The sequence below is a fragment of the Paraburkholderia sp. BL6665CI2N2 genome (assembly GCF_004366535.1).
GTDB lineage: Bacteria > Pseudomonadota > Gammaproteobacteria > Burkholderiales > Burkholderiaceae > Paraburkholderia.
On record NZ_SORC01000001.1, the window covers coordinates 2,179,098 to 2,191,806 of the forward strand.

General features: G+C 64.4%; 12 protein-coding genes. 8 read left to right on the forward strand and 4 right to left on the reverse strand.

The features are described from left to right. The first annotated feature begins 76 nt into the window (after nt 1-76). Both B0G81_RS09765 and B0G81_RS09770 read left to right on the forward strand, forming a co-directional pair. On the forward strand, nt 77-256 hold the full coding sequence (locus B0G81_RS09765) for a DUF2934 domain-containing protein (RefSeq protein WP_106278084.1): 180 nt from the start codon (nt 77-79) through the stop codon (nt 254-256). A 147-nt stretch (nt 257-403) separates the two neighbouring features. Then, entirely contained in the window at nt 404-2,440 is a 2,037-nt protein-coding gene (locus tag B0G81_RS09770; RefSeq protein ID WP_134134865.1) for an AI-2E family transporter, read from the forward strand. 146 nt (nt 2,441-2,586) lie between these two features. On the opposite strand, the gene B0G81_RS09775 is transcribed toward B0G81_RS09770, so the two are convergent. Then, nucleotides 2,587-2,769, reverse strand: a complete 183-nt coding sequence (locus B0G81_RS09775; protein WP_116144943.1) for a hypothetical protein — start codon at nt 2,767-2,769, stop codon at nt 2,587-2,589. A gap of 28 nt (nt 2,770-2,797) precedes the next feature. Then, nucleotides 2,798-4,363: an FAD-dependent oxidoreductase gene (locus B0G81_RS09780; protein ID WP_134134867.1), complete on the reverse strand. Its 1,566-nt coding sequence runs from the start codon at nt 4,361-4,363 to the stop codon at nt 2,798-2,800. A 300-nt stretch (nt 4,364-4,663) separates the two neighbouring features. On the opposite strand from B0G81_RS09780, the gene B0G81_RS09785 reads away from it, so the two are divergent. The 3 genes from B0G81_RS09785 to B0G81_RS09795 all read left to right on the forward strand — a co-directional run bounded on the left by B0G81_RS09785 (nt 4,664) and on the right by B0G81_RS09795 (nt 8,415). Beyond that, nucleotides 4,664-6,817 (forward strand): ATP-binding protein, encoded by a 2,154-nt coding sequence (locus B0G81_RS09785; protein ID WP_208328522.1) that lies wholly within the window; start codon nt 4,664-4,666, stop codon nt 6,815-6,817. A gap of 142 nt (nt 6,818-6,959) precedes the next feature. Then, a complete protein-coding gene (locus B0G81_RS09790) occupies nt 6,960-7,256 on the forward strand; it encodes a hypothetical protein (RefSeq protein ID WP_134134869.1) in 297 nt (98 codons plus the stop codon). A gap of 136 nt (nt 7,257-7,392) precedes the next feature. Beyond that, entirely contained in the window at nt 7,393-8,415 is a 1,023-nt protein-coding gene (locus B0G81_RS09795) for an alpha/beta hydrolase (protein WP_134134871.1), read from the forward strand. Nucleotides 8,416-8,431: 16 nt separating this feature from the next. On the opposite strand, the gene B0G81_RS09800 is transcribed toward B0G81_RS09795, so the two are convergent. Both B0G81_RS09800 and B0G81_RS09805 read right to left on the reverse strand, forming a co-directional pair. Next, complete coding sequence (locus B0G81_RS09800; RefSeq protein WP_106278072.1) at nt 8,432-8,851, reverse strand: secondary thiamine-phosphate synthase enzyme YjbQ; 420 nt, start codon at nt 8,849-8,851, stop codon at nt 8,432-8,434. A gap of 57 nt (nt 8,852-8,908) precedes the next feature. After that, nucleotides 8,909-9,229 (reverse strand): thioredoxin family protein, encoded by a 321-nt coding sequence (locus B0G81_RS09805; protein WP_106278070.1) that lies wholly within the window; start codon nt 9,227-9,229, stop codon nt 8,909-8,911. A 243-nt stretch (nt 9,230-9,472) separates the two neighbouring features. Here B0G81_RS09805 and B0G81_RS09810 point away from each other — a divergent pair, with 243 nt between their 5' ends. From B0G81_RS09810 to gnd, 3 genes are all read left to right on the forward strand, one after another. Beyond that, nucleotides 9,473-9,769 (forward strand): DUF2628 domain-containing protein, encoded by a 297-nt coding sequence (locus tag B0G81_RS09810; RefSeq protein WP_106278068.1) that lies wholly within the window; start codon nt 9,473-9,475, stop codon nt 9,767-9,769. 186 nt (nt 9,770-9,955) lie between these two features. Further along, nucleotides 9,956-11,290, forward strand: a complete 1,335-nt coding sequence (locus tag B0G81_RS09815) for a sugar efflux transporter (RefSeq protein WP_106278066.1) — start codon at nt 9,956-9,958, stop codon at nt 11,288-11,290. 368 nt (nt 11,291-11,658) lie between these two features. Then, nucleotides 11,659-12,696 (forward strand): phosphogluconate dehydrogenase (NAD(+)-dependent, decarboxylating), encoded by a 1,038-nt coding sequence (gene gnd, locus B0G81_RS09820; protein WP_134134873.1) that lies wholly within the window; start codon nt 11,659-11,661, stop codon nt 12,694-12,696. The last annotated feature ends 13 nt before the right edge of the window (nt 12,697-12,709 follow it).

Here is a 12,709-nt window from a genome sequence, read left to right on the forward strand (position 1 = left end):
GCATGCCGCTGCTGAGCGGCGGGTTGCGTGCAGCGCAGCCGATATCGGCCCACGCCAGGTCAACCGAGGTGATCAAATGGAACAGGAACAAACCTCTCAAGAGGAACAGATTCGCACGCGCGCTTATTACCTGTGGGAGCAGGCTGATGAACCGAAAGGCACGCCTGACGAGTATTGGGACCAGGCACGCGCCGACATCGAGAAGGAAGCACCGCCAGTGGAAAGTGGGCCGGTCTCTGGCGAGCCTTCCAAGTAAGTGAGCTATTGCGACAGAACAAAGATGAACGCATGAGCGAGGCACGACATGGCATCGGCACGTCGGCAGCATCGACGTGCTCAACTCGCCTCGTCCGTCTTGCCTGACAGGAACGGGAACCGAACAGAACCGGACAGACTGCCGCACATGAAGGACATCCCCGAACCGCGCGGCGTGAGGCCGGCCACCCACATTCGCGCGCCCGCCACGGCCTTTGGCCTCGACAGCCTGATCTCGCTCGCGGTGGGCATCACCGTGGTCGCCTGCCTGTATTTCGCGAGCGCCGTGCTAATTCCGATCACGCTGGCGATTCTGCTCAGCTTTCTGGTCGCGCCGCTCGCCAACGCGTTGATGCGTTTGCGGCTCGGGCATGTAGCGTCGGTGTTCGCCGCCGTGGTGATCTCGGTGTCGGTGATCGGCCTGCTCGGCGCGGTGATCGCCACGCAACTGACCGATCTGGCGGCCGGCATGCCACGTTATCAGGCGACCATCGAGCAGAAGATGGAAACGATGCACAGCCTGACCATCGGCAAACTGAACGGGTTTGCAAGCGCCGCTGGCCAGGCGCTGCAACGCGCGACGGTCGAGCCCTCGCAGATCGCGCCGCGGCCTGGCCCGGTGTCGCGCGGCACGGCGCATTCGACATCCGGCGAACCCGCCGCCGTGCCGGTCGAGGTGCGCGAGCCGGTGCCGACGCCGTTCGAACTCGCGAGACGCGTGTTGTCGCCGGCAATCAGTCCGCTCGAAACGGCCTTTATCGTTTTTGTCGTGATGGTGGTGATCCTGCTGCAACGCGACGATTTGCGCGACCGCGCAATCCGTCTGTTCGGCTCGCGCGACCTGCACCGTACCACCACGGTCATGGACGAAGCCGCGCGGCGTTTGAGCCGCTACTTCGTTTCGCAACTCGGCCTGAATGCGGGCGTCGGCGTGATCATCGGCACGGGGCTGTTCATGATCGGTGTGCCGAGTCCGATTCTGTGGGGCATTCTCGCGGCGCTGCTTCGGCTCGTGCCTTACGTCGGCATCTGGATTTCGGCGACGCTCGCCACCGCGCTCGCCGCCGCCGTGAGTCCAGGCTGGACGATGGCGATCTGGTCGATGGCGCTGTTCGTCAGCGTGGAAGTGCTGGTGGGTCAAATCGTCGAGCCGCTGCTGTATGGACGCAGCACCGGTCTCTCGCCGTTTTCGGTCGTGGTGGCCGCGATTTTCTGGAGCTGGATCTGGGGGCCGATAGGCTTGATCCTGTCGACGCCGTTGACGCTTTGCCTGCTCGTGCTCGGCCGGCATGTGCGGCGCCTGGAATTTCTCGACGTGCTGTTAGGCGACCAGCCGGCGCTGACGCCGGTCGAAAACTTTTATCAGCGTGCGTTGGCCGGCGACCCGGACGAAGCGATCGAACAAGCGGAACTGCTGCTGCGCGAGCGCTCCCTGTCGGCATATTACGACGAGGTCGCGATCAAGGGCCTGCAACTCGCGGCCAACGATGTCATGCGCGGCAGCGTCACGGCGACGCAGCTTGCACGCATCGAGGCGACGACGAACGACCTCGTGGACGGCCTCGACGGTTATGACGACAACGAGCCGGCGACCTCCGCCGCGGGCGAAACCTGGAACGCGATGGGGCCGCTGGCGCCTTCAGCTTCCGGCGCCTCCAATGATGCACAAGCTGAAGCAGCGAATCCACGGCCCGTTACGCCAGGCAATTCGGGCGAGGCAGGCGCGACGAACCCGTCTTCGCTTGCTGCGAGCAGCCACGTGCTGTGCATTCCCGGACGCGGCCCGCTCGACGCATTGGCGACAACCATCCTGTTGCAGTTGCTGGGCAAACATGGGTTCACCTCGCGTGCGTTGCCGCATGAGGCCGCATCGCGCGCGTCGATCGATCAGCTCGACGCGGACGATGTCGGCATCGTCTGCATTCTCTACTTGCAGATCGACGGCATTCCGTCGCACTTGCGCTATCTGGTCAGGCGCATTCGCGCACGCTTGCCGAACGTGTCGATCGTGGTCGGATTGTGGGCGGCGGAAGATACGGAGAAGTGGAGCGCGGATCTGCAAAGCGCAATCGGGGCGGAGTGTTATGCGAGCACGCTGCAGGAAATTCTCACGGCTTGCGGGCGTGTCGAGATGGGGAGAAGCCGGACCGAGGAAGAACTATCCGTCGTCGCGGTCAATGGTTAACTCGCCACGATGCCATTGACGGTGGTTCTCTTTGCGCGGCAATGCTATTGCAGGGCGTCTGAACGGTGCGATACCTCATTAGAAAAAACCGCCCGCCGGCAATCCGGCTGGGCGGTTCATCTCCGCTTGGCGTGGCTCGGCGCGGCCTAGTGTGCAGCCGGTTTCTTTGCGTCCGATTTGTCTTTCGTAGCGGCGTCCTTGTCGGGGACGATCTTCGTAGTGCCGCCGGTGGAAGGCGGATCGCTCGCGGGGAAGCTGTCTTCGACCTGCTTGTCAATCTGCTTCTCGCTCTTGTTCGAGTGCGGGTGCTTTTCCTTGTGTTCTGTCATCGCGTTTCTCCTTCAGGTTACCGGTTATTCATTTCGTGACACACGAAGCGCCGCCGACGATCGCCAACGCTTCCGCGCGCGACACGCCACCTCTCATCGCATCGATCAGCCGCGCGGTGTGCGCTTCGCGTTCGCAGGCGAGCACGGCGACCACCTTGTCGTTCTTCACATACAGCGAGACGAATTGCTGACGATCGAGGTCGCCATCGGTCACGATCTCGTCCCACTCGCTCGCATGGCCGAGATACTCGAAGTTCTTGCCGAAGTGATAGGTCCAGAAATACGGCACGCCGACGTAGCGATGACGCGCGCCGCACATGTTTTGCGCGGCGATGCGCGCATGCTGCTGCGCGACGCGCCAATGTTCGATACGGACAGGTTCCCGATCTTCATGCAAAGGAAACACGGCGATATCGCCTGCCGCGTAGAGACCGCACGCGGCCTGCATGCCCGCATTGACGAGCACGCCACCGTCTTTCTGCAGGGGCAGGCCTTCGACAAAACCGGTGGCCGGCGTAACGCCCGTGCCCAACAGCACGATGTCGGCGGCGACATGCTCGCCGTTTTCGAGCATCACCTGATGCACGTTGCCTTCTTCGCCTTCGAGCGAAGCGACCTTTGCTTCGAGATGGAACACCACGCCGTTGCGCTCGTGAAGCGCGCGGAACATCGCACCCGCGCGCTCGCCAAACTGCTTGGCAAACGGTACTTTCTCCGGCGAAATGACGGTCACCGGCGTGCCGCATTTGCGCAGCGCGGAAGCCGTTTCGAGTCCGATGAAGCTGCTGCCCAGAATGACGACCTGAGTCTGGCCGGCATCATCGCCGACGGCGTCGACGAGCGCGGCGGCATCGTCGAGACTGCGCAGCACGTGTACGCCGCCGAGCTCCACACCGGGAATGTGGGGAAGCTTCGGCACGCTGCCGGTCGCAAGCAAGGCCGTGTCGTACGTCAGGGCGCCGCCGCTTTCGAGATGTATCGTGCGGGCGGGCACATCGAGCCGCGCAACCTTCTGGACGATCCGTTCGACGTCGTGCCGTTCGAGCCAGTCCTGCGCCAGAAGCGGCGGCACATCCGTGGGCGCCATTTCACCGGACGGCACGAATTTGCTTAGCGAAGTGCGGTCGTAGGGTGCATGCGCTTCATAGCCTACGAGCGTGATGCGGCCACCAAAGCCACACTCGCGCAGAGCCGCGCAAGCGGCGGCGCCTGCCGCACCCGCGCCGATCACCACGTAATGCGGTTGTTTGTCGCTGGCATTGCGCACCGGCTGCGGGATTTTTTCCGGCGTGACCATCACGTCGTCGCCTGCGACCACCACGGGATAGCGGTCGAGCGCGACCAGCGCGGGCGGTTCGAGCACGTTGCCGGTGGCGACGTCGAACGTCCCCTTGTGCCATGGACAGATGATCCGGCCGTGGCAGAGCGCGCCTTCTTCGAGTGGGCCGCCGGCGTGCGGGCAATCGGCGGAATAGGCGTGCACGGTATCGCCGTCGCGCACCAGCAGAATCTTTTCGTCGTTCACCACGACACGTTCAGCGCGGTCGGTTCGCAATTGCGAGAGCTGAGCGACGCATAGAGCTGTCGTGGGCATGGCCGGTTCCTCGCGGACGGTGGAATAAGAAAACACAACGTAGAACAGCGCGAGCCGTGCAAAGCGCATGATCACGCCGCGATACAGCACGCCTTGCAGGTCGCCGAACTCTTACGCAGCAGCAATCCATGTGCCTAGCCGCACGCGCCGCTGCAAGCGCGCTCTTGCTCGGCCGCCGCACTATGGAGAACGGCCGAAGTGCGGTAAATTCGGGGAAAAGGAAATAGCGCACGAACATGCGGCGAGCGTGCCGCGCCATGGTGTCCCTGACCTGTGTTGAACCTTATGGAGATCGTGACCGTGCAACGTGCCGAACGTGCAGCAGTCGATTTCCCCATGCCGTCGCGCAATTTCGCGGCAACGCGGCGCATGCTGCTGATCGTCCTCGCCGTTTCGATTGTGTTTCCGCTGATCTGCCTTGCGGGCTATGGCTACTTCGATTACCAGCGCCGGATCGCCGATTCGAACGACATGATCGACCGCCTCGCGCGCGTCGCGGAGGAACAGGCCGCCAAGGTGCTGGACCTGAACCAGCAGATGTCATCGCGCATCGTCGAACTGCTCGGCAACGACGACGACGCGCAAATCCGCGCGCGCGAAGCGATGCTGCACGACCGTCTGCGTGGAATCGGCGGCGATTTTCCCCAGGTCTCGTCTATCTATCTGCTCGGCGCGAAGGGCGACCTGCTGGTGTCGAGCCGCACGTTTCCCGCGCCCGCCCTGTCGATTGCCCAGCGCGAAGACTTCACCAGCGCGAAAGCGATGCGCCCGCAGCCGTATTTTTCGCTGCCGATGTTCGGCCCGCTCTCACAGACCAATGTGTTCACCACGGCGACGGGCCGCTCCGACGCCAACGGCCAGTTTCTCGGCGTGGTCTCGGTGGCGTTGCGCAACGAATACTTCTCGCGCTTCTATCGTGAACTGACCAACGGCGATGCGTCGCTGGCGCTCGGCCTGTATCGCCAGGACGGCAACCTGCTGGTGCGCTATCCGCCGTGGCCGGCGGGCGCGAAGCCTAGTCCGCAGAGCAAATTCACGCAGGCGTTGCGAGACAAACAACTGTCCGGCCACGTCCGTTTGAATTCCAGCGTGGATGGCGTGGAGCGGCTGCTGGCGTTTCGCCGCGTCGGCGACTATCCGCTCTATGTCATGAGCGCCTATGCCACGTCGTCGATCGGCAAAGCATGGCGGCAGCATTTCATCATGATCGCGGCATTGACTGCGCTGCCTTGCCTCGCCATCTGGCTGCTGGTGGTCTACTCGCTGCGTCAACTCGAAGGCGAGCGCCGCGCGTGGGAACGCTGGCAGGGCGAAGTGGCGATGCGTCTGTCCGCCGAAGCCGCAAGCCGGCAACTTCAGCGCATGGGCGCGCTCGGCAACCTCGTCGCCAACGTCGCACACGATTTCAACAATCTGCTGATGGTGGTGTCCGCCAACACGGAACTCGCGCGGCTCAAGCGCTTCAACAACGTCGAGAAAGAAGTGCTGGCGGTGGAGCGTGCCACCGCCACCGCCGAATCGCTCACGCGACGCCTTTTGAGCGTGGCGCGCAAGCAGCCGCTCAAACAGCGGCCGCTTGACCTCGCCACGTGGCTGCCCGCCGCCGTGCCACTGATCGACGCCGCGCTCGGCGATAAGGTGGAGTTGGCCTTGAACATGGTCGATCAGGTCTGGCAGGTGCTAGCCGATCCGACCGATCTCGAATTCGCGATCATGAACCTGGCCGTCAACGCGCGCGATGCGATGCCGCGCGGCGGACGCTTCGTGATTCGTTGCCAGAACAACCGGCTGGTCGCAAGCGATACCTTGCTGCCCGACGGCGAATACGTGCTGATTGCCTGTTCCGACGACGGCGAGGGCATGCCCGAAGCCGTCGCGCGGCGCGCCTTCGAGCCGCTCTTCACCACCAGGCTGCACGGTTCGGGCACGGGCCTCGGCCTCGCACAGGTGCTTTCCATGTGCGAACAGGCGGGCGGTACGGCGAAGATCGACAGTGTGCCGGGCAGCGGCACAACGGTGCGGCTGTATTTGCCGCGCTATCGCGAACGCCAGAAGGCGGCGACGGTGCAGAGCGGGACAGTCCCAGCGCCGGTGCCGGCGCCGAGCGGCGTCGTGCTGCTGGTCGAAGACAACGAAGATGTCGCGGCAGGCGTGGCGGCGGTCTTGGAGACCTTCGGTTGCGAGGTGCGCCATGAACCCACCGCCGACCAGGCGCTCGACGTCCTCACGGGCGGCGCACGCTTCGAACTCGTGCTGTCCGACATCCAGATGCCCGGCAAGCTCAACGGCATCGACCTCGCCGAGAAGGTGCGCAGCGCGTGGCCGTCGCAGAAGATCGCCCTGATGACCGGCTACGCCGACGAACTCGAACGTGCGCGGCGGCTCGGCGTGGCGATACTCGCCAAGCCGTTCAACATCGACGAATTGCACGCGCTGGTGGCGTGTGAACCATAGGCTCGCTGTTGGCGGCTCCCCGCGTGGGATGTTCGAAGTGCTCCATGACTCGCGGCACACCCTTTGCTGAGAGAAAGACGAGGTATGCGCATCTGGTCGAACCGGCTGGCGCAACCCGCTTCTTTTCGCACAGGAGAAAGTCATGAACCTCGGAAACAAGACTCGCAGCGCAATCCTCATCTCGGCCTTGCTCGCCGCTTCCTCGATCGCGATGGCACAGGGCAGCGGAGGCGGCGGTGGCGGTCCGGCAGGCAACGACCCGAGCGCGGGCACCAATGCCGGTGCGACGCGTGAAGGCGGCGACATGCAGGCATCGGGCGCGATGGCGCATTCGAAGTCGACTAAAAAGCATCACATGAAGTCGTCGAAGACGAAGCCGGCAACCGACACGACCAATATGCCGGGCGCCGACGCGAGCAGCGATACAAAGGGGCAGTAGCGCAGACACAGCCCGAATTGCACTTCGTCCATAGGTATAGCGCTTGCTGAAATCGACCGCATGCACGGTTGTCGAGCGCCGGTCCTGAAAGCCTCCGATGAGTCCGTGCCCCTTCATTTTTTGCAGGAGCATGGACATGACACTCGGCGACACGATCAAAGGCATGGTCGGCATGGATCCAACGGGACATGCCGACCCCGACATGAAGGCGGTGCTCGACGCGTTCGGGAGTCTGAACCCGAAGCCCATCGAAGAGTGCACGGTGGAGGAGGCGAGGCGGCAGCCAACGCCCGCCGACGCCGTCAAAAAGCTGATGCAGAACCCCGCGTTCAGTGCGCGGCCGGCGCTCGAACTGGAGGCGGTGCGCACCCAGGACATTATGATTCCCGGCGCGGCCGGCAGCAATCCGGCGCGGGTCTACACGCCGCAAGGCGAAGGGCCGTCCCCGCTCATTCTGTATTTTCACGGCGGCGGCTGGGTGATCGCCGACCTCGACACCTACGACGCCACGCCGCGTTCGATGGCGGCGCTCAGCCGGGCCATCGTGGTGTCCGCGCATTACCGGCAGGCGCCCGAACACCGTTTGCCCGCCGCGCATGACGACGCGTTCGCCGCGTGGCACTGGCTGATCGGGAATGCGGCGAACCTCGGTGGCGACCCCGGCAAGATCGCGATCATGGGCGAGAGCGCCGGCGCCAATCTGGCCATCAACGTGTCGATCCGCGCGCGCAACAGCGGTGTCCGCATGCCGATGCACCAGGCGCTCATCTATCCGGTGGCGAGCAACAATATCGTGTCGATCTCTTATGAAGAGAACCGCAACGCCAAACCCTTGAACAAGCCGATGATGCTGTGGTTCATGCATAACGTGATCAACAGCGAGAGTGATCTCACCAGTCCGTTAATCGACGTAGTGAGCGTGGATCTGTCACGCTTGCCGCCGGCCGTGATCGTGACGGCGGGCATCGATCCGCTGCGCTCGGACGGTGAGAAGCTCGCGCAGAAACTGCACAACGCGGGCGTGCCGGTCGAGCATCGCAATTATCGGGGCGCGACGCATGAGTTCTTCGGCATGGCAGCAGTGGTGCAGGCGGCGCGCGACGCGCAGGCGTTCGTATCGCTCGCGCAGCGCCAGGCATTCGGCGGAGCGCCGCTGTGAGGCGGTGAGCGGGTGGTCATTCGCCGATCAGATGCAGCACGATGTCACGGTGCTGCGTGTGACGGCGATGCTCGAACAGATACAAGCCTTGCCATGTGCCGAGCACCATCTGCGCGTGTTCGACCGGCACCGACAGTTGCACTTGCGTGAGTGCGGTGCGTAAATGAGCCGGCATGTCGTCCGGGCCTTCGGCGCCGTGTTCGTAGCGCTCGGCGTCTTCGGGCGCGAGGCTCGCGAAGTAGCGCTCCAGATCGCGCTGCACGGACGGGTCGGCATTCTCCTGAATCAGCAATGAGGCGGACGTATGCCGGCAAAACAGCGTCAGCAGGCCGGTGTCGATCGCCTGTGCGGCGACGAAGCGGCGCGCTTCGTCGGTGAATTCGACCAGGCCGCGGCTGCGGGCCTTGACGCTCAGGTGATGGATGGCTTGTCGCATGATCCGTGTCGGGTTGGGATGGCGCCGCGCATCGAACGCGGCATGCACCGTGCGAACTCAGAGCGACGTCAGAACGTCAGCGACTGCCGCGGCGTTGGCCGGGCGCACCACGCGCGCGACTTCCGCGCCGTCGCGCATCAGGATCAGCGTCGGCCAGAGTTTGACCTTGAACGAGCGGCCGAGCGGCCGGCCCGGGCCGTCCTCGATCTTCAGATGCCTAAGGCCGTCGTGCGGTTCGAGGGCCTGGGCAATCGACGCCTGCGCGCCCTGGCAGTAGCCGCACCAGTCCGTGCCGAATTCGACCAGGGTGGCACCCGGCAGGGCGTCGAGTTGGGCTCGCGAGGGGGCTTGGGAAGAATAGGCTGTCTGGGTTGCCATGCGTGCTCCGGAGCGGTTTAACCTTTACGGGCAAGGGTTTGCGCCGTCGTGGCGTCCCCTGCGGGCGGATTTGGCAAGATTAGCAGCTATGCCTGGAATCGTCAGTGAGCGCGGCCTTGCCCGAATGCACGGCGCGGCGGTGTGAATTTCAAGCAAACTCATAGTCTTGCCGGCATGGCGTGTTAAATATTCGTCCGGGTGTCGCCGTCGTGCGGCGACTCATCGAGGTCGGAAAGGGAAGAAATGGGCGAAAAGATTTATCTGCGATGCCCCGGCAAGGAAGAAACCGTCGCGGTCGCCACCGGCTTTAGCTGGGGCGCGTGTCTGCTGGGCTTCGTATGGGCGTTGTCGAAGAAGATGTGGTTTGCCGCTTTCATCATGCTGGCGATCAACCTGCTGCTTTTCTGCTCGGGTCTATGGGGCGAAACCGCCGACCTGATCGGACTCGTGCTGTCGGTGCTGTTCGGTATCGCGTGCGGTATGTATGGCAATCAATGGCACCGCTGGACTTTGGAGAAACGCGGTTACGTCGTGCTGTAACGCGCGCTCGGGGAATGCTCCACGCCGTCAGCCGTGCGGAAAGCTTGCGGCGTGCAATTTTGGGACGCGGTGGCACGGGTTTACGCGCCCGCGAGCTAAGCCGATAATGCCCCGGTCGTTCCGGCCACGAAGTGTGCGGCGTGCATTGCGCGTCGCAGACTCGCTTTCCCTGACCCACCGCCCCTCGTGTTAAAGACCTCACGTTTTTTCGATCTACTGCGCATTCCCGGCTTCAAGCCGCTCGCTGCCGCGACGCTCATGCTCGGCGTGGCGATGTCGTTCACCGCTCCGTATCTCTCCCTGTTCGGCGTCGAGCGCGCCGGCATGACGCCGTTCAGGCTCGGCGTGTTCATGACGCTGATCGCGGCGAGCGGGGTGCTCGCCAGCACTTTCGCGGGCCGCTGGAGCGACGCGAGCGGACGGCACCGGCCCTTGCTGCTGGCGGCACTGATCGCCGCGGCGCTCGGCTATCTGTGTTTATGCGTGGTGCGTGATTACCGGCTGCTGCTGGTGGTCGGGATCGTCTTTATCGGCGCGGGCGGCTCGGCCATTTCGATGGTGTTCTCGTTCAGCCGCGCCGCCTTGCCGGTGGCGGACCCGGCGGAGCGGGTCTTTGCCAGCGCGACCTTGCGGACCATTCTGTCGGCGGCGTGGGTGTTCGGGCCGTCGGTGGGCGCGCTGGTGCTCGCCGCCAGCAGCTTTTACGGACTTTTCCTGTTCGCCGCGGCCAGTTTCGGCGCCTGCGCGACGATCGTCTGGCGCATGCGCGAGCCGCAGGGCCATCTCGGCGATCACACGGTGGAGGACACCGCGTCGGAGCCGTCGGCTTCGATCACCGTGCCGCCGCTCACCACGCCCGGCGAAGACGCGCACGAGGATTTGCCGGGCGTCGCCTCGGCCAACGACATCGGCCGCGCGGTCGCCGCGCTCACCTTGCTCGGCCTCGCCGCGAACGCGACCATGATCGTGCTGCCGCTCTATATCGTGCACGGGCTGAACGGCACGCATCTGGACGTGTCGGTCATGCTCGGCCTCGGCGCCTTGATGGAGATTCCGATGATGCTCGCGCTCGGCGCGAAGTCGTCGGCGCTGCACAAGCCCAACTGGCTGGCCGCCTGCGCCGCGGTGCACGCGGTGTATTTCGTCGGCATGTCGCTGGCGGGAAGCGTCCACGTGCTGATTCCGATGCAGATGCTCAACGCCTTCGTGGTCGCCGTGACCTCGTGCCTCGGCATGACCTACGTGCAGGATCTGATGCCGCACGCACCCGGCCGCGCCACCGCGCTGTTCTTCAACGCGGCGCGCGTCGGCTCGATTCTGTCGGGCGTGTTGTCGGGTTTGCTGGTGCAGGCGTTCAGCTATCGCGGCACGTTTCTGTTCTGCGGCTTGCTGGCGCTGTGCGCGCTGGTGCTGTTCGCCGTGCCGGGCGATCGCTATCCGTTGATGTGGAAAGCCACCAGGCGTTTTGCGCGTTCGCAATATGGCAAGCTCCAGGCCAGACAACGGCAACGGCAGCCCTAGACGCGCGGGCGGCAACGGCAAAACGAACTGTAAGAAGGCAGTCGGCCGAATCTAAGCCGGTGCGCGCCACGCCTGACAATCCAGTGCGACCGCAACCGCCAGGAACTTTACGCCGCGCAAAACCTCTGCAAAAGGGCGTATTGTCTTTCGATGCATGCGGCGCTGCGCGCTTCGCTGCAAGAGCGCTTCAGGGCTGCTACCGTGTGTCCGGCGCGCGCGAAAAAACACCACTACAGTGAGCATAGCCACGCGCGATCCCCGGCGCCGCGACTGAAGCGCTCAGCGAAAACGTAGCGAAGCGGCAGTAGAACGAAGCAAATCGTCGAAGCACATCCAGCAGCGCAACGAGGCACTTTCCGGAGCGAGATATGCAGCTAGGCATGATTGGATTGGGACGCATGGGCGCCGACATGGTGCGGCGCCTGACGAAGGGCGGTCAGCAATGTATCGCCTACGACGTGCAGCCGGCGGCGGTCGAGAAGCTGAAACAGGACGGCGTGGCGGGCGCGGCATCGCTGGAAGACCTCGTCGCTCAACTCGACAAGCCGCGCGCCGTGTGGCTGATGGTGCCGGCCGCCGTGGTCGACATGACGCTGGAGAAACTCGTGCCCTTGCTGGAGCCGGGCGACATTGTGATCGACGGCGGCAACTCCTATTACCACGACGACATCCGCCGCGGCACCGAACTGGCCGAGCGCAAGCTTCACTATGTGGACGTGGGCACGAGCGGCGGCGTGGCGGGCCGCGAGCGCGGTTACTGTCTGATGATCGGCGGCGAGCCGGACATCGTGAAGCGGCTCGAACCGATTTTCGCGACGCTCGCGCCGGGTGCCGGCTCAGAGCCGGTCACGCCGGGCCGTGTCGCCGGCTCGAGCACCGCGGAGCAGGGCTTCCTGCATTGCGGGCCGCAGGGCGCGGGGCACTTCGTCAAGATGGTTCACAACGGCATCGAGTACGGCATGATGGCCGCGTATGCCGAGGGCTTGAACATTCTGCATCACGCCGACGCCGGCAAGCACGCGCGCGAGGCCGACGCCGAAACCTCGCCGCTGCGCCGCCCCGAATTGTATCAATACCACCTGAATCTCGCCGACGTCACCGAGGTCTGGCGGCGCGGCAGCGTGATCAGTTCCTGGCTGCTCGATCTGATCGCCGGGTCGCTCGTGAGCGACGCCGATCTGAAGAACTACGCGGGACGCGTATCCGATTCGGGCGAGGGGCGCTGGACCGTGGCGGCCGCCATCGACGAGGGTGTGCCCACGCCGGTGCTGAGCGCGGCGCTGTTTGCGCGCTTCAGCTCGCGCGGCGAGGCGGATTTCGCGAACCGGGTGCTCTCGGCCATGCGCGCTGATTTCGGTGGCCACGCCGAGAAAGCGGCCGCGCCGTCCGACAAGCCGAAAACCTGATTCCACGGAGCCG